The sequence below is a fragment of the Pseudooceanicola marinus genome (genome assembly GCF_002786295.1).
In the GTDB taxonomy this organism is placed as follows: Bacteria; Pseudomonadota; Alphaproteobacteria; order Rhodobacterales; family Rhodobacteraceae; genus Pseudooceanicola; species Pseudooceanicola marinus.
In genome coordinates this window covers 2,501-18,556 of the sequence record NZ_PGTC01000015.1, presented here as the reverse complement: position 1 = coordinate 18,556, position 16,056 = coordinate 2,501, and the positions used below count along the sequence as shown (strand labels likewise).

The following is a 16,056-nucleotide window of genomic DNA, read 5'->3' as shown; positions in this document are numbered from 1 at the left end:
GTCATGAAAAAGGATATCCATCCCGACTACCACTTCATCGACGTGAAGATGACCGACGGCACCATCGTCCAGATGCGCTCCACCTGGGGCGCCGAAGGCGAAACCCTGTCGCTCGACATCGACCCCTCGGTGCACCCCGCCTGGACCGGCGGCAACTCGCGCCTGATGGACGCCGGTGGCCGCGTGTCGAAGTTCAAGAACAAGTACTCCGGCCTGGGCTTCTAAGCTTCGCGCCATGTGATGTACGGAAGGGCTCGCCAGTGGCGGGCCCTTTTCGCGTTCCGGGGGCACGCGCCGGGCGCGACGCCCGGCCCTCTTGCCTCTGCCGGCCCCAGGTCGTAGGCCCGGATCACCATCCGCCGCAGAAGGCCCAGGCCCCTGACCCTTTCCATCCTCGCCCTGACCCTGATCGCCGGTGCCCTGCTGTGGCTGCCGCAGCTGCGCCACTGGCCCACCTGGCGGGCCATGGTCACGCCGCTGGCCTCGATCATCGGCTCGGGCTTCCTGGTGCTGGGGCCGATCCTGGCCCATGGCTTCGGCGCCTGGGCGCCCGCGATGATGGGCGTGCTGTGCCTGGCCGCCTGGGCGTTCGGCGCCGCGATCCGGGCCAATATCGCCCGCCTCGGCGACACGCCCGGCCCCGAAACGCGGCTGGAGCAGCTGGCCTCGGCGCTGCTGGCCTTCGCCTACGTGATCTCGGTCGCCTACTACCTGAACCTCTTCGGCAGCTTCGCGGTGCAGCTTGGCCCCTGGCAGGACCAGTGGGTCGCGCGGCTGGTGACCTCGGTCGTTTTCGTCCTGATCCTGGTGCTGGGCTACGGCCGCGGCTTCGCCATGCTGGAACGCGCGGAATACCTGACCGTGACCCTGAAACTGGCGATCATCGCGGGCCTGCTGGCGGGGCTGACCGTCTTCTTCGGCGGCGCGGTGCAGACCGGCGGGCTGTTCCTGCCGCAGGGCAGCGAACAGGGCTGGGGCGCGCTGACCCTGGGCTTCGGCCTGCTGGTGACGGTGCAGGGGTTCGAGACCTCGCGCTACCTGGGCGACAGCTATGACGCGGGCACGCGGATCCGGTCGATGCGGCTGGCGCAAGGCGTGGCGACGGCGATCTACGTGGTCTACGTGCTGCTGCTGGTCTACGCCCACCACGTCCCCGAAGGCGCCCTGAGCGAGACGGCGGTGATCGAGATGATGCGCGACGTCTCCACCCTGCTGCCCTGGATGCTGATCGGCGCGGCCCTGGCGGCGCAGTTCAGCGCGGCGGTGGCCGACACCGGCGGATCGGGCGGGCTGATCGCCGAACTCAGCGGCCAGCGCATCAGCGCGCGTCAGGGCTACCTGGTGCTGTGCCTCGCCGGGCTGGCGCTGACTTGGACGGCGGATGTGTTCCAGATCATCAGCTACGCCTCGCGGGCCTTCGCGCTCTACTACATGGTGCAGGCGGCGATCGCGGCGCGCCACGCCACCGGCGCCCGCCGGTTTCTCTGGGGCGCACTGGCGCTGCTGGCCGCCGCCATCGCGCTTTTCGGCCAGCCGGTCGAGGGCTGACGCAGGGGCAGATCGGCCGGCCTGGGGGCCCTCCTGCCTCCCCCTGATGCCCACATGATGCCCACATGATGCAGGTGCCGGGAAATCGGTTTTCCTTCCCAGCGAGATCTTGCCGTCCCCGCCCCCGATCCCGTATGCGGAAGGAAAGACCCCGCGGCGCCCAGGGCGGCCGCGACCCCTCTCTTCCCGGGAACGGAACGTGGCACATATCATCGTCGTCGGAAACGAAAAGGGCGGGGCGGGCAAGTCCACCGTCTCCATGCACATCGGCACCGCGCTGTCCCGGATGGGCCATCGCGTGCATGCCTTCGATTTCGACCTGCGCCAGCGCAGCTTCGCGCGCTATACCTCCAACCGCATGGCAACGCTGGACAAAGCGGGGCTGAAACTGCCCTCGCCGCTGTTCTGCGAACTGCCGGAAATCGACGCCTCCACCCTGGCGCCGGGCGAGAACATCTTCGACGTGCAACTGGCCCGCGCGATGGAGCTGCATGAGGCGGAGGCGGATTTCATCCTGATCGACTGCCCCGGCTCGCACACCCGCCTCAGCCAGAACGCGCATTCGCTGGCCGACACGCTGGTGACGCCTCTGAACGACAGTTTCGTCGACTTCGACCTGCTGGCCCGGATCGACAGCGAGGGGGAGAAGATCCTCGGCCCCTCCGTCTATTCCGAGATGGTCTGGGCCGCGCGCCAGCTGCGCGCCAAGGCCGGGCTGAAGCCGATCGACTGGGTCGTGCTGCGCAACCGGGTCGGCGCCCAGGCGATGACCAACAAGAAGAAGATGGAAGCGGCGATCGAACGGTTGGCCAAGCGGATCGGCTTCCGCGTCGCGCCCGGCTTCTCCGAGCGGGTGATCTTCCGCGAGCTGTTTCCCAAGGGGCTGACCCTGCTCGACCTGAAGGACGTGGGCGTCAGCAGCCTGAGCATTTCCAACATCGCGGCGCGCCAGGAAATGCGCGACCTGATCAAGGCGCTGGATCTGCCCGGCGTGAAGGTCGATTTCTGACGCCGCGCCCCCTGCTGTCGAAAGGGACATCGACATGACCGACGCCACCCGCCCCTACCGCCTGATGGCGCTGAACAACGCCTGGTCCAACGCCCGGTTCTACCACGCCATGCGCGGCATGGGCCCGGTGGAGTTCCGCCAGAAGCGCCCCGGCTTCTTCCCCTCGCTGCGCGCCACGATGAACCATATCCTGACGGTGGACCTTTACTACATCGACGCGCTGACCGGCGGCGACCAGGGCCGCGCCCTGCGCGACCGCGAGGAGACCCGCGATGTCGCCGCGCTGGCCGTGGCGCAGGCCGAAAGCGATGCCCGTCTGACGGCCTTCTGCGAGGCGTTGACGCCGGAAATGCTGGCCGAAACGCGCGTGACCGAGCGTGAAAGCGGGCCCGTGCCGGAAAAGGTCGAGAGGCTCTTGCTGCACCTCTTCCAGCACCAGATCCACCATCGCGGCCAGGCCCATGTGCAGTTGCAGACCACCGGCATCCTGCCGCCGCAGCTGGACGAGTTCTACCTGGACTATGACCGCGCTCCCTCGGCCCGCGACTACCTGGACTGACAGCTGGCCCGCCCGACCTAGCCGGAGGCGCGGCCCGACCGGCGCTGTGCCAGGCCCCGGCGCAGCCCGTCCAGCAGCAGCGTGACCAGGAACAGCAGCGCCGCGATGCAGACCATGCTGGGGCCCGTCGGCGTGTCGAACCACAGGGATCCCTGAAGCCCGCCCAGGGCGGACAGCGCGCCGATGCCGGCGGCGGTCAGGGCCATCCCTTCGGGCGTGCGGGCCAGGGGCCGCGCGGTGGCCGCCGGGATGATCATCAGCGCCGCGATCAGCAGAGAGCCCACCACCTTGATCGCCACCGCCACCACCAGCGCCAGCGCCACGGTCAGCACCAGCTGTTCGCGCCGCGGATCGAGGCCGGAGGCCTGGGCCAGGTCCGGGTTCAGCGTCGCCGTCAGCAGCGCCTGCCAGCGCCAGGCCAGCAGCGCCAGCACCAGCACGGCACCGCCCCAGATGATCGCCAGGTCCCCCTTCGACACCGCCAGGATGTCGCCGAAGAGATAGGCCATCAGGTCGATCCGCACGCCGCTGAGGAAGGACACCGCCACCAGCCCGAAGGCGATGGCGGAATGGGCCAGCACCCCCAGCAGGGTATCCATGGCAAAGCCCCGCCCCGACAGGGTCGAGACCAGCGTCGCCATGAGCATCGACACCACCAGCACCCCGGCGAAGATCGACACGTCGAAGGCCAGCGCCAGAGCCACCCCCAGCATGGCGGCGTGGGCCGTGGCATCGCCGAAATAGGCCATGCGGCGCCAAACCACGAGGCACCCCAGCGGACCCGCCGCCAGCGCCACCCCCAGCCCGGCCAGGGCCGCGCGTACCAGGAAATCGTCAAGCATCAGCGGGCCTCGTGGCTATGGGTCGTCGGCGCCTCGGCGTCGTGGTCATGATCGTGGGCATGGTCATGGTCGCCGTGGCTGCAACCCTCATCGTGATGATGGTCGTGCTGGTGGCGATAGAGCGCCAGCGCGCCCTGGGTGCCGGTGCCGAACAGCGCCCGGTACTCCGGCGCGCTGGCCACGTGCTCCGGCGCGCCTTCGCAGCACACATGATGGTTCAGGCAGATCACCCGGTCTGAGGCGGCCATGACCACGTGCAATTCGTGGCTGACCATCAACACGCCGCAGCCCAGCTCGGTCCGCAGCTGTTCGATCAGCCGGTAGAAGGCGGCGGAGCCGGGCTGGTCCAGCCCCTGGGTCGCCTCGTCGAGGATCAGCAGGTCGGGCCGGTTCAGCAGGGCGCGGGCCAGCAGCACGCGCTGGAACTGGCCGCCGGACAGATCCGACATCTGCCGCCCGGCCAACCCCGCGCCGCCGGCATGGGTCAGGGCCTCCGTCGCAGCGGCATCGCTGACCCGGCGCGGCAGCGACAGGAAACGGCGCACGGTCATCGGCAGGGTCGGGTCGATATGCAGCTTCTGCGGCACGTAGCCAATGCGCAGGCCCGGGGCATGCTCCAGTCGGCCCTGCCGCAGGGGCACGGCGCCGATGATGACCCGCATCAGCGTGGACTTGCCCGACCCGTTCGGGCCAACGATGGTGACGATCTCGCCCCGGTCGATGCGCAGGTCGACGCCACTCAGCACCTCCTGGGTGCCGAGGCTGGCGGAGGCCCCCGTCAGGCTGACAAGGGGGCTCACGCAGCGGCGTCCCGGCAATTGGGGCACAGCCCCTCGGCCTCGACCACGGCCCGTTCGATGACGAAGCCCAGATCGGCGGCGCTGGCGCCCAGGCGCCCCTCGCGCATGTCCAGCTCGGCCTCGGCCACGGTGTCGCAGCTGCGGCAGATCAGAAAGGCGGGCGCGTGATGTTCGCCGGGATGGGCGCAGGCGATGAAGGAATTCAGCCGCTCGATCTTGTGGGCGAAGCCGTGTTTCACCAGGAAATCCAGCGCCCGGTAGGCGACGGGCGGCTGGCTGCCCAGCCCCTCTTCGCGCAGCCTGTCCAGGATGTCGTAGGCGCCCATGGCGCGGTGCCCTTCCAGCAGCAGTTCCAGCACCCGGCGTCGCACCGGCGTGAACTGCCAGCCTTCCTCGCGGCAACGCGCATCGACAAGGGCAACCCCCTCGCGGATGCATGCTCCGTGATCGTGACGTGCGAATCCGGTCGCTTCCATGACAGCCTCCTGTGCTCACTCCTCCTCTTGATATGTTATAGTATCTTCGCTATCAAGATGCGGTACGTTATACTATCACATACTCAAGGCAGGCAAACATGAAACTCAAGACGCTGAACGTGTCCCTGGCGGCACTGATCGCCGGCACCGGGCTGGCCGCGGCCGAAACGCCGCAGGTGGTGACCGACATCGCACCGGTGCATTCCCTGGTGTCGATGGTCATGGGCGATCTGGGCGAGGCCGATCTGATCCTGCCGCCGGGCGCTTCGCCGCACGGCTACGCCATGCGCCCCTCCTCGGCGCGCGCCCTGCAGGACGCCGACCTGGTGTTCTGGGTGGGCGAGGCCCTGACCCCCTGGCTGGAACGCCCGCTGAGCACCCTGCCCGACCACGGCCATGTGGTCGAACTGATGGAACTGCCCGAGGTGATTCACCTGGAGTTCCGCGAAGGCGCTGACCTGCACGCGGCGCATGGGGACGCAGGCCATGACGATCATGGCCATGATGAGCACGATCACGACGACCATGGGCATGACGATCATGGACATGACCATGAGGATCACGATCACGGCGACGATCATGCCCACGATGAACATGGGCACGACAACCATGCCCATCACGACGACCACGGCCACGACGATCACGACCATGCCGCCGAGGCGGGCCATGAAGGCCATGTGCACGAAGGGCTGGATCCGCATGGCTGGCTGGACCCGGAAAACGCGCGCATCTGGCTGTCGGGCATCGCCGGGGCCCTGGCGGAGGCCGACCCGGAGAACGCCGCGACCTACCGCGCCAATGCCGAGGCGGCCCGCACGGCCCTGGCGGAGCAAAGCGCCCGCATCGGCGCCGAGCTGGACGCCATCGCGCCGATCCGCTTCCTCGTCTACCACGACGCCTACCAGTATTTTGAGAACCGGTTCGAGCTGACCTCCTCCGGGGCCGTGTCGGACAGCGACGCCACCGCCCCCGGCGCCGCCCGCGTGGCAGAGCTGCGCGACAAGGTGACCGAGGCGGGCGTCGACTGCCTGTTCACCGAACCGCAGTTCGGCGACGGTCTGGCCAGCAGCATCTTCGAGGAAAGCGACGGCCACCTGGTGGAGATCGACCCGCTGGGCACCGAGCTGACCCCGGGCGCCGACCTCTACCCGCAGCTGCTGGACGGCATGGCCGCCAGCTTCCTCGCCTGCAAGGGCTGACCTAGGCGCCCGCCCCCTGCATCGGGGGGCGCACAAAATGAAGCCGCCCGCAGGCGGACCCACGGACGGCTTCTCCCCCAACGGGGACCCGGGCGGCGCGGAACTGGAAAGCGCCGGCCCGGGCTATGGGGTGGCTCAGGCCGCTTGCAGGGCCCGCGCCGTTTCCTTCTTCTTCGAATCCGCGGCCTTTTCGCTGTGCGCTTCGCCAGCCACAGCCTCGGGGGAGACGAAGGCGTCATGCAGCAGCTTGATCGCCCGGTCCTCGGCCTCTTGCGAGACCAGGAACTGCACGTCCACGCTGCCCGGCAGATGTTGCACGGCAAGGCATTTCACGTCGCCCGCGCGCAGCGCGGTCAGACCGCGCTCGGTCACGCCCAGACCTTCCAGCGACCGGCCGATGGCCGACACCAGGCCCAGACGGTTGATCTTCACGCTGGCGTTCGGGAAGGCTTCCAGCAGGTCGCGCTCGACCCGGCGGATCGTCTTCAGCGGCGCATCCAGGTAGTGGGTGATCGTGTTGGCGTTGGACGCCTTGGACACGATGCGCACCTTGTGACGCGCCAGCACCTCCAGGATCTTCTGGTCATAGCCCTTCACGCCGACCATGTCCTGTTCGAACACCTCCAGCGCCACGACACCCAGGCCGGTGACGATGTCGACGGTCGCGGCTTCGGCCTCGGCCTCGTCGATCAGCGTGCCGGGGTCCTGCGGCTCGAACGCATTGGCCACGCGCAGCGAGATACCGGCCTTGCGCAGGATCTTCGCCGCCTTGGGGTGGATCGCCTCCATGCCGAGGTTTGACAGCTGGTCGGCCACGTCGTAGTTGGTATGGCCCAGCTTGCGCACGTTCTCGGCGCCGACCAGGTTCGGGTCGGCCGAGGACAGGTGGAATTCCTTGTGGATGATCGCCTCGCGCGCGCCGGTGATGGCGGCGATATTGGCAAAGGTCACCTCGGAATAGCCACGGTCGAACTCGCGCATCAGGCCTTCGGTGCACTGGGCATAGCCGGTGACGATGGGCAGCTCGGTGGCGAAATCGACCTGGTCGAAGCCCGCCTTGATGCGCTGTTCCAGCGTCAGCTCGCTTTCGTCGCGCCAGCCGCTGAGGTCCACCAGACGTGCGTTCACGCCGGCGCGCTGCAGCATCAGCACGGTGACGAAGGCCGAGTGGCTTTCGCCCAGGCCCGACAGCAGTTCGCGGATGTCCATCATGTGGTCCGACAGACGGAAGTGCCCGTAGGAGCACAGACGCTGCAGGTCGAAGAGGCACGAGCGCGCGCCCTCGATCCGCTCGCGGACGAACTCGTCGGCGGCATGGATGTCGGCGGGATGGTCCAGCACCGCGCCGTGCGCCTCGCGCATGGCGCCGGCCACGTCGCTCAGGGCATCCAGCCAGCCGTGCGCGTTGTCGTCGTTGGAGAACAGCGCATAGACGCCGGGCTGGCCCGATTTCTTGTGCTCCAGCAGCAGGTTGGTGATGCCACCGAAGGCCGAGACGACGAAGACCCGACCATAGGGGTTCTCAGTGTTACCGATCAGCAGGCTGTCACGCAGCTCGTGCACCTTCGACATGGAGGTGCCGCCGATCTTCTCAACAGTATGATTTGCAACAGTCACTTGGGGGTCTCCCGGCCCTTGTCTCTGGCCGAGCTCCTTGTTTGGGGGGGGAAGAAAAGGGGGCCGGGGCCGCATGCCCCGGCCCGCGCCTTATGCGTCTTCCAGCGCGTAGGAGCCGTCTTCGCGGTGCACCTCGTTGCCGGTGACCGGCGGGTTGAAGCAGCAGGCCATGACCAGCTCTTCGTCGGCGACCAGCGTGTGCTTGTCATGCTCGTTCAGCGCGTACATCACGCCCGGCACGATCTCGTGGGTCTCGCCGGTGGCGAGGTCGGTGATCCGCCCCTTGCCCTTCATGCAGTAGACGCTTTCGAAGTGGTTCTTGTAGTGGAACGTATGCTCCGAACCGGCGTCCAGGAAGGTGATGTGGAACGAGAAGCCCATGCCGTCGTCGGCCAGCAGCATCCGGACCGAGGTCCAGTTGGCGTCCGACACGACGCGGTCTTTTTCGTCCTTGGTGATCTTGTTGAAGTCGCGAACAATCATGGGGGTTACTCCGCTGCGATTTGCATCTGGTTCTGTTTGGCGGCCGCTTCCAGCAGGATCTTCAGACCCTTGCGGAAGGTTTCCACCGGCGTGGTCAGGGGGGCCAGCACCTTGACGACTTCGTCATGGGCGCCCGAGGTCTCGATGATCAGGCCGTTGCGGAAGGCTTCGGCGCAGATGTCGCCGGCCAGATCGCCCGATCCGACGTCGACACCCATCATCATGCCACGACCTTTGATCTTGGCACCGGGAATTTCCTTCGCCATTTCGTGCATGGCCTCGGAGAGGATTGCGGACTTGGTCTCGATTTCCTTCTGGAAGGCATCGTCGGCCCAGAACTTCTCGATCGCCACGCGGGCGGTCACGAAGGCATGGGTGTTGCCGCGGAAGGTGCCATTGTGCTCGGCGGGCTTCCAGACGTCGTGCTGCGGGCGCACCAGCAGCGCGGCGAAGGGCAGACCCATGCCCGACAGCGACTTGGCCATCGGCACCAGGTCCGGCTCCACGTCCATCTCCTCGAAGGAGAAGAAGGTGCCGGTACGGCCGATGCCGGCCTGGATGTCATCGAGGATCAGCAGCGCGCCGTGCTTCTTCGCCAGGCGACCGATGCCTTCGATCCATTCCTTCGAGGCGGCGTTCAGGCCACCTTCGCCCTGCACGGGCTCCAGGATGAAGGCCGCAGGGGCGTCGATGCCCGAGCTGGGGTTGTCCAGCATCTGTTCGATGATCGACAGGGTGTCCACATCATCGCCAAAGGCGCCTTCGTAAGGCATGCGGGTCACGCCGTGCAGGTCCATGCCGGCACCGCCACGCTTGCCTTCGTTGCCGGTCGCGGCCAGGGCGCCCAGGGTCATGCCGTGGAAGCCGTTGGTGAAGGAAATGATGTTGGTGCGGCCAGTGACCTTGCGGGCCAGCTTCATCGCCGCCTCGACGGCGTTGGTGCCCGTGGGGCCGACCATCATCACCTTGTGGTCCATGCCGCGCGGCTTCAGGATATTGTCCTCGAAGCTCTGCAGGAAGGCCGACTTAGTTTCGGTGTACATGTCCAGGCCATGGGCGATGCCATCATTGCTGATGTGCTCGATCAGGGCCTGCTTCATGTCCGGGTCATTGTGCCCGTAGTTCAGCGAGGAGCAGCCGGCGAGGAAGTCGATATACTCGTGCCCTTCCGCGTCGGTCATGATCGACCCGCTGGCCTTGGTGAAGACGGTGTCGAAGCTGCGGCAGTAGCTGCGCGCCTCGGACTCACGTCGTGCAAAAATCTCTTTGTCGGCTGTCGTAACAGTCGTCATGGGGGGTACCTCTGGGGGTTCGATTTGGGGGAAGTAGAGTCGAGCGCGCGGGGCTCAGGCGGCCTTAGCCGCCCCGCCCTCTTCGGAACGCAGGTCGATGGTGACCATGTGCTCGGTGTCGTGATGACCGTTGAAGTGATCATCCTCGGTGTAATGCGGCACATCCGTCAGGCTGCCACCCATGCGTTCGGTGAAGCGCCGGAACAGCGCCCAGGAGGCGTCGTTATCCTTGGTGATCGTCGTCTTGATCCGCTTCACGCCAAGCTCTTCGCGATTCAGGAGATGGGACAGCATCTTGCCGCCCAGGCCCATGCCACGCGCTTTCGCGGAAACAGCAACCTGCCAGACGAACAGCGTCCCCGGCTCGGTCGGGACCATATGGCCCGAGATCCAGCCGATCACGCCCTTCTCTGCCTCCTCGGCCAGCACGCAGGTATCCGCGAAGTGATCGCATTGCACCAGGTTGCAGTACATCGAGTTCTCGTCCAGCGGTTTGCACGCGCGCACGAGCTCCCAAATGTCTGAGCCATCCTCGGAGGTGGGTTTCCGCAGGGTCAGGTTCGTCGGTCGAAGTGTTCCAGTTCCGTCAAGCATGTGTCTCGCACTCTTTTTGCTTCGATGAACAAAATAGTGGTGCTGAGAGATATTTCAACCACTCAAAGTATTTTTTGCTAAGAACCCTTATTTATAGGGACCTGTACCTTGAATTCCGAGTTGAGACAAAGAATATCGTAAAGCATGCGAAAGCGGATTGATATGGATAAGCAAAGAATTGCCTTCGCCGGCTCAGGATGCGATCCTTCGAGGACTGCAAGATTGGGGCTTACGGGTATGGACCGGACGGATGACAGCCTGATCGCGCTGCGGAGAATCCTGCGCGCGACAGAGCTTTTCGGCAAGGAATTGGCGCAGGCGGCGGGTTTGTCGCCCGTGCAGTTCCGCGTGATGCAACTGGTGGCCGAAAAGGGCCTGACGACGCCCAAGGCGTTGTCGGTCCAGATGGGCGTGACCCAGGGCACCATCACAGCCCTGCTGGACAAGCTGCAGAAGCAGGGGATGCTGACGCGCGAACGCTCCGAGGTGGACCGCCGGCAGATGAACATCGCCGTGACCGAGCGCGGACGCGAGACGCTGGCCAATGCCCCCGATCCGCTTCAGCAGCGCTACGTGCGAAAGTTCGAATCGCTGAAGGACTGGGAACAGGCCCAGCTGGTCGCCTCGCTGGAACGTGTGGCGTCGATGCTGGATGCCGAGGACCTGGATGCCTCGCCGGTTCTCGACACCGGCGATTTCAAGGGCCGCCCCTCCTGAAGCGGCCGGACGTGCGCAGCGGGCTCCCGCTGCGCAGATGCGCCCCGCTCAGCGGAGCGGAACACTGACCCGGAACTGGACGGTTTCCATCCCGGGATTCGTCCCCGAGATCTCGGCGTTCGACCGGTGGTCATAGACCAGACCGTAGCGCCAGCCGTTCCGCGCCTCGAAGCCCACTTCGATGCCGGACCGGAATTCCACCACATGACCCAGGTCGGGCCCGTCACCCTGCGCGTAGAGGCCCGGCATCAGCGAAAGCTGCAGGTACAGCTGGTCCAGCTCTGCCGTCCAGGATGCGCCGAGGCCGACCCAGGCATCCCCCTCGTCAGTCACCGACAGGCCGAAGCTGGGCTGGAAGGGTCCATAGCTGGTCCCGAAGTCATATTTCATGTAGATTTCTTTCGAAATCTGGTCTTCTTGGAACCAGACGTCGCCCGCGCTGAATGACAGGCGTTGCTCTGCCGGCGCCTCGGCCAGACAGCCGGTGGTGCCGCAATGGCTCATCCCCATGTCGGTCAGGCCCGCGGCCAGAAACAAGACAGCTAGTGCTCCGTCCATTCCACTTCACTCCTCTACCTGCTCCGGTCCTAGCCTACGGCGCCCTTGGTGTCATCCGTTGTCCGACCAACTCAGAACAATTCGCGCAGCGCCGGGTCCAGGAGAATACGAAAATCATCCGCTCGCACAGCCGGTACGCTGAACAGGTGTGTCTGCCCCTTGGTCTTGCGCGCGCCCTCCAGCACGGCACGCGCCCGATCGGCGGCCTGCGAGGACGGCACATCCTCGGCCGCGGCAAAGCGCGCGGCGATCTTCTGACGGATCTCCTCGCCCTTGCGCCAACCGCGCAGGAAGCTGCCCCGGGCCCTGTCACTGCCCGCCGTGGCCGCCTCGGCGATCCGCGACCGTTCCGCGCGTCGCTGCAGCTGCTCCTCTGAGTTGAGGAACCTCAGGTGCAGCAGGGCGAGTTCCGGGCGCAGATCAAAGCGCCCCTTGCACCCGTGCCCGCCAGCCGACAGCCGCGCCGGCGCAACCAGCAGGCACGGCTTTGAATATGTCGCACTGAGAAGGGCGCGCGGGCACTGGTCGAGGATGGGGCGCACCGGGTCGAGCGGCGTGTCGTCTTCCGGCACAATCTCATAGCCGGCGGGGGCCGTGACCGGGCCCAGCTCGGCCTGTTGCAGATGCGTGGCGAGGCTCTCTCCGGGCGTGAGGGAGATGATCAGCTCGTCGACATCCCCGACGATGACCCGATCATAGTAGCGGGTGAGCCCCGAGGCCCAGTCGGAGAGCATGTCCCACCGGGTTTCATCGAACCGCTCGTCCGGTGGATCGCGGGGAATGGCGATGACGTTGCAGCCGCGGGCGATTTCCGCCACCTCCGGCGCACCGCCGTGGCTGATGACATAGAGCGCGTCACGCCCGAAAAGCGCTCCGTAGTAGCGTACCCAGAGATCGAGGAAGAAGTGATCCTTCCACACCATGGTGACGCAGGCGGTTCTCATCGCAATCCCTCGTATCGACCGCACCAGTGGTACAGAGAGGCCTTCTCCCTGGCAACCGCGTGCTCTCTGCCAGCTGGGCCAGGAAAGTCCGGAGATGGATCGCAATATGGCCGTCCGGCGGCCTGGTCCTCTCCCGGTGGCGAGCGTCATATGCTGGCCTTTGGCGCGAGCGTGTTTCGCGCCTTCGCGTCGTGATATTTCTGTTTGGGAACGACAAAAACCCGCCGTCCCTTTTTGGGTCGGCGGGTTTTTGTTCATCGTGTTTGGATTTTTACTAGGTCTGGCGGCGACTTACTCTCCCACGACTTAAGCCGCAGTACCATCAGCGCGACGGCACTTAACTTCCGGGTTCGGAATGGGACCGGGTGTTTTGCTCGTGCTATGACCACCAGACCGAGGAAAAATCCAACTTGAGAGATATCAATCAGTCCGCGTCAGTGACTTCTGATCGTTCCTGATTTCTACTGGAACGGATCAAGCCTATCGGGCCATTAGTACCGGTCAACTGAACACATTGCTGTGCTTACATCTCCGGCCTATCGACGTGGTGGTCTACCACGGCCCTCAGGGATACCTTGTTTTGAGGGGGGCTTCCCGCTTAGATGCCTTCAGCGGTTATCCTTTCCGATCATAGCTACCCAGCACTGCTATTGGCATAACAACTGGTCCACCAGTGGATCGTTCACCCCGGTCCTCTCGTACTAGGGGCAACTCCTCTCAAGTATCCTACACCCACGGCAGATAGGGACCGAACTGTCTCACGACGTTCTAAACCCAGCTCACGTACCTCTTTAAACGGCGAACAGCCGTACCCTTGGGACCTGCTCCAGCCCCAGGATGAGATGAGCCGACATCGAGGTGCCAAACACTGCCGTCGATATGGACTCTTGGGCAGTATCAGCCTGTTATCCCCGGCGTACCTTTTATCCGTTGAGCGATGGCCCTTCCACTCGGGACCACCGGATCACTATGGCCGTCTTTCGACTCTGCTCGACTTGTCAGTCTCGCAGTCAGGCTGGCTTCTGCCATTGCACTCAACGAGCGATTTCCGACCGCTCTGAGCCAACCTTCGCGCGCCTCCGTTACGCTTTAGGAGGCGACCGCCCCAGTCAAACTACCCGCCACACAGGGTCCCGGAACCCGATAAGGGATCGCGGTTAGACATCAAGCAGAACAAGGGTGGTATCTCAAGGATGACTCCACAGGAACTGGCGTCCCTGCTTCGAAGTCTACCACCTATCCTGCACATGTTGTGCCTGATGCCAGTGTGAAGCTGTAGTAAAGGTGCACGGGGTCTTTCCGTCTAACCGCGGGAAGCCTGCATCTTGACAGGCAATTCAATTTCGCTGAGTCGATGTTGGAGACAGCGGGGAAGTCGTTACGCCATTCGTGCAGGTCGGAACTTACCCGACAAGGAATTTCGCTACCTTAGGACCGTTATAGTTACGGCCGCCGTTTACCTGGGCTTCAATTCGGAGCTTGCACCCCTCCTTTTAACCTTCAGGCACCGGGCAGGCGTCAGACCCTATACGTCGTCTTGCGACTTCGCAGAGCCCTGTGTTTTTAGTAAACAGTCGCCACCCCCTGGTTTGTGCCCCCGGATCCAAGTTGCCTTGAACCCGGGCCTCCTTCTCGCGAACTTACGGAGGTATTTTGCCGAGTTCCTTCAACATCGTTCTCTCAAGCGCCTTGGTATTCTCTACCAGTCCACCTGTGTCGGTTTAGGGTACGGTCTCATGTGGGGCTATTTCCTGGGACTGATTAGCGGCCCACCCAATCCGATAAGGGTGAACAACCTTCACAATCCGTCACATCCCACTGGCCCAGGAATATTAACCTGGTTCCCATCGCCTACGCCTTTCGGCCTCGGCTTAGGGGCCGGCTTACCCTGCTCAGATTAGCTTTAAGCAGGAACCCTTGGACTTTCGGCGAGAGTGTCTCTCACACTCTTTGTCGCTACTCATGTCATCATTCTCGCTAGTGATCTCTCCACCGGATCCCTCACAGGCCGGCTTCACAGAAAGCTTCGAGCCTTCAATACCTTCCGGAGAAGGTGAAGAAGGCATGAAGCTATGTCACACTACGCTCCGCTACCACTGCATACGCAGTCCTCAGCTTCGGCTCATGGCTTGAGCCCCGTTACATCTTCGCCGCAGGACAACTTGATTAGACCAGTGAGCTGTTACGCTATCTTTAAAGGATGGCTGCTTCTAAGCCAACCTCCTGGTTGTTTTGGTCGTCCCACCTGCTTTCCCACTTAGCCATGAATTGGGGGCCTTAGCTGGAGGTCAGGGTTGTTTCCCTCTCCACTACGGGCGTTAGCACCCGCAGTGTGTCTGCCATCTAGTACTCCCGGGTATTCGGAGTTTGGTTAGGATCAGTAAGCCTGTGGGGCCCCATTACCCATCCAGTGCTCTACCCCCCGGGGTATTCGGATGACGCTCTACCTAAATAGATTTCGCGGAGAACCAGCTATCTCCGAGTTTGATTGGCCTTTCACCCCTAGGCACAACTCATCCCGACCTTTTTCAACAGGTGTGGGTTCGGACCTCCAGTACGTGTTACCGTACCTTCATCCTGGTCATGCCTAGATCACTCGGTTTCGGGTCTGATCCCACGAACTCGACGCCCTATTAAGACTCGCTTTCGCTGCGCCTACACCTATCGGCTTAAGCTTGCTCGTGAGACCAAGTCGATGACCCATTATACAAAAGGTACGCCGTCAGCTCTCGAGGAGCCTCCGACTGATTGTAGGCGTTCGGTTTCAGGTACTGTTTCACTCCCCTCGTCGGGGTGCTTTTCACCTTTCCCTCACGGTACTGGTTCGCTATCGGTCAGCAAGGAGTACTTAGCCTTCGAAGGTGGTCCTCCGATCTTCAGACAGGATTTCACGTGTCCCGCCCTACTTAATACGTCCGATCATGCTTCCCATACGGGACTGTCACCCACTATGGTCTGTCTTTCCAAACAGTTCTGGTCACATTCACGGCTCGGCTGGTCCCCGTTCGCTCGCCGCTACTAGGGGAGTATCAATTGATGTCCTTTCCTCCGGGTACTTAGATGTTTCAGTTCCCCGGGTTTGCTCTTCAAACCCTATGTGTTCAGGTAAGAAGTACCTGGTTCAACAGGTTATAAATCACCGCTTGCGCGGCTATTATAACTTGCTGTCAGGTGGGTTGCCCCATTCGGAGATCCAGGGATCAAAGCCTATTCTCGGCTCCCCCTAGCTTATCGCAGAGTATCACGTCCTTCATCGCCTCTTGCTGCCAAGGCATCCACCAAACGCCCTTCTCGCGCTTGATCCGATCCAGAAGAAGACAGGAAACTGTCGCGACGCATTGTATCGTGCGGGCTGGTTCGTCCGCTGCGTCTCTGTTCTGGATCAGAAGTCATACATTTTCCCGCCTGGACCTACGTC

At 63.9% G+C, this 16,056-nt stretch carries 15 protein-coding genes and 2 rRNA genes; 6 read left to right on the top strand and 11 right to left on the bottom strand.

What is annotated here, in order from left to right:
- The first annotated feature begins 3 nt into the window (after positions 1-3).
- The 4 genes from rpmE to CVM50_RS09295 all read left to right on the top strand — a co-directional run bounded on the left by rpmE (position 4) and on the right by CVM50_RS09295 (position 3,116).
- Entirely contained in the window at positions 4-225 is a 222-nt protein-coding gene (gene rpmE, locus CVM50_RS09315; protein WP_085889248.1) for a 50S ribosomal protein L31, read from the top strand.
- A gap of 240 nt (positions 226-465) precedes the next feature.
- Positions 466-1,548, top strand: a complete 1,083-nt coding sequence (locus tag CVM50_RS09305) for a hypothetical protein (protein ID WP_232618201.1) — start codon at positions 466-468, stop codon at positions 1,546-1,548.
- Between the two features lie 199 nt (positions 1,549-1,747).
- Entirely contained in the window at positions 1,748-2,557 is an 810-nt protein-coding gene (locus tag CVM50_RS09300) for a division plane positioning ATPase MipZ (RefSeq protein ID WP_085889250.1), read from the top strand.
- Positions 2,558-2,591: 34 nt separating this feature from the next.
- Complete coding sequence (locus CVM50_RS09295) at positions 2,592-3,116, top strand: DinB family protein (protein ID WP_085889251.1); 525 nt, start codon at positions 2,592-2,594, stop codon at positions 3,114-3,116.
- 17 nt (positions 3,117-3,133) lie between these two features.
- Here the strand turns inward: CVM50_RS09295 and CVM50_RS09290 are convergent, their stop codons facing one another.
- The 3 genes from CVM50_RS09290 to CVM50_RS09280 are packed head-to-tail and all read right to left on the bottom strand — an operon-like array spanning position 3,134 to position 5,234.
- Positions 3,134-3,958, bottom strand: coding sequence for a metal ABC transporter permease (locus tag CVM50_RS09290; protein ID WP_085889252.1), 825 nt, complete (start codon positions 3,956-3,958; stop codon positions 3,134-3,136).
- Positions 3,958-4,758, bottom strand: coding sequence for an ATP-binding cassette domain-containing protein (locus CVM50_RS09285; RefSeq protein WP_085889253.1), 801 nt, complete (start codon positions 4,756-4,758; stop codon positions 3,958-3,960). Before CVM50_RS09285 ends, CVM50_RS09290 begins: the two co-directional genes overlap by 1 nt.
- The gene (locus CVM50_RS09280) at positions 4,755-5,234 is read right to left on the bottom strand and encodes a Fur family transcriptional regulator (protein ID WP_085889254.1); all 480 of its coding nucleotides are present in this window, start codon (positions 5,232-5,234) and stop codon (positions 4,755-4,757) included. Before CVM50_RS09280 ends, CVM50_RS09285 begins: the two co-directional genes overlap by 4 nt.
- A 98-nt stretch (positions 5,235-5,332) precedes the next feature.
- On the opposite strand from CVM50_RS09280, the gene CVM50_RS09275 reads away from it, so the two are divergent.
- Positions 5,333-6,433, top strand: coding sequence for a zinc ABC transporter substrate-binding protein (locus CVM50_RS09275; RefSeq protein ID WP_085889255.1), 1,101 nt, complete (start codon positions 5,333-5,335; stop codon positions 6,431-6,433).
- Positions 6,434-6,568: 135 nt separating this feature from the next.
- Here the strand turns inward: CVM50_RS09275 and CVM50_RS09270 are convergent, their stop codons facing one another.
- The 4 genes from CVM50_RS09270 to ectA all read right to left on the bottom strand — a co-directional run bounded on the left by CVM50_RS09270 (position 6,569) and on the right by ectA (position 10,419).
- A complete protein-coding gene (locus tag CVM50_RS09270; RefSeq protein WP_085889256.1) occupies positions 6,569-8,050 on the bottom strand; it encodes an aspartate kinase in 1,482 nt (493 codons plus the stop codon).
- 90 nt (positions 8,051-8,140) lie between these two features.
- Positions 8,141-8,533, bottom strand: coding sequence for an ectoine synthase (locus CVM50_RS09265; protein ID WP_085889257.1), 393 nt, complete (start codon positions 8,531-8,533; stop codon positions 8,141-8,143).
- A gap of 5 nt (positions 8,534-8,538) precedes the next feature.
- A complete protein-coding gene (gene ectB, locus CVM50_RS09260) occupies positions 8,539-9,825 on the bottom strand; it encodes a diaminobutyrate--2-oxoglutarate transaminase (RefSeq protein ID WP_085889258.1) in 1,287 nt (428 codons plus the stop codon).
- A 54-nt stretch (positions 9,826-9,879) separates the two neighbouring features.
- Positions 9,880-10,419, bottom strand: coding sequence for a diaminobutyrate acetyltransferase (gene ectA, locus CVM50_RS09255; protein ID WP_085889259.1), 540 nt, complete (start codon positions 10,417-10,419; stop codon positions 9,880-9,882).
- A gap of 237 nt (positions 10,420-10,656) precedes the next feature.
- Here ectA and CVM50_RS09250 point away from each other — a divergent pair, with 237 nt between their 5' ends.
- A complete protein-coding gene (locus CVM50_RS09250; RefSeq protein WP_085889260.1) occupies positions 10,657-11,136 on the top strand; it encodes a MarR family winged helix-turn-helix transcriptional regulator in 480 nt (159 codons plus the stop codon).
- A gap of 48 nt (positions 11,137-11,184) precedes the next feature.
- Here CVM50_RS09250 and CVM50_RS09245 read toward each other — a convergent pair whose 3' ends face one another.
- The 4 genes from CVM50_RS09245 to CVM50_RS09230 all read right to left on the bottom strand — a co-directional run bounded on the left by CVM50_RS09245 (position 11,185) and on the right by CVM50_RS09230 (position 15,941).
- Positions 11,185-11,694, bottom strand: a complete 510-nt coding sequence (locus tag CVM50_RS09245) for an acyloxyacyl hydrolase (RefSeq protein ID WP_085889261.1) — start codon at positions 11,692-11,694, stop codon at positions 11,185-11,187.
- A 71-nt stretch (positions 11,695-11,765) separates the two neighbouring features.
- Positions 11,766-12,638: a hypothetical protein gene (locus CVM50_RS09240; RefSeq protein WP_085889262.1), complete on the bottom strand. Its 873-nt coding sequence runs from the start codon at positions 12,636-12,638 to the stop codon at positions 11,766-11,768.
- 278 nt (positions 12,639-12,916) lie between these two features.
- A 5S ribosomal RNA gene (gene rrf, locus CVM50_RS09235) occupies positions 12,917-13,031 on the bottom strand.
- 77 nt (positions 13,032-13,108) lie between these two features.
- Positions 13,109-15,941, bottom strand: a 23S ribosomal RNA gene (locus CVM50_RS09230).
- Positions 15,942-16,056: the final 115 nt, after the last annotated feature.

What these genes read in the sequence shown, in the direction of transcription:
- rpmE (WP_085889248.1), top strand. Translation starts at nt 4, where the DNA reads ATGAAAAAGGATATCCATCCCGACTACCACTTCATCGACGTGAAGATG.
- CVM50_RS09305 (WP_232618201.1), top strand. Translation starts at nt 466, where the DNA reads ATGGTCACGCCGCTGGCCTCGATCATCGGCTCGGGCTTCCTGGTGCTG.
- CVM50_RS09295 (WP_085889251.1), top strand. Translation starts at nt 2,592, where the DNA reads ATGACCGACGCCACCCGCCCCTACCGCCTGATGGCGCTGAACAACGCC.
- CVM50_RS09290 (WP_085889252.1), bottom strand. Translation starts at nt 3,958, where the DNA reads ATGCTTGACGATTTCCTGGTACGCGCGGCCCTGGCCGGGCTGGGGGTG.
- CVM50_RS09280 (WP_085889254.1), bottom strand. Translation starts at nt 5,234, where the DNA reads ATGGAAGCGACCGGATTCGCACGTCACGATCACGGAGCATGCATCCGC.
- CVM50_RS09275 (WP_085889255.1), top strand. Translation starts at nt 5,333, where the DNA reads ATGAAACTCAAGACGCTGAACGTGTCCCTGGCGGCACTGATCGCCGGC.
- CVM50_RS09265 (WP_085889257.1), bottom strand. Translation starts at nt 8,533, where the DNA reads ATGATTGTTCGCGACTTCAACAAGATCACCAAGGACGAAAAAGACCGC.
- ectB (WP_085889258.1), bottom strand. Translation starts at nt 9,825, where the DNA reads ATGACGACTGTTACGACAGCCGACAAAGAGATTTTTGCACGACGTGAG.
- ectA (WP_085889259.1), bottom strand. Translation starts at nt 10,419, where the DNA reads ATGCTTGACGGAACTGGAACACTTCGACCGACGAACCTGACCCTGCGG.
- CVM50_RS09250 (WP_085889260.1), top strand. Translation starts at nt 10,657, where the DNA reads ATGGACCGGACGGATGACAGCCTGATCGCGCTGCGGAGAATCCTGCGC.
- CVM50_RS09245 (WP_085889261.1), bottom strand. Translation starts at nt 11,694, where the DNA reads ATGGACGGAGCACTAGCTGTCTTGTTTCTGGCCGCGGGCCTGACCGAC.
- CVM50_RS09240 (WP_085889262.1), bottom strand. Translation starts at nt 12,638, where the DNA reads ATGAGAACCGCCTGCGTCACCATGGTGTGGAAGGATCACTTCTTCCTC.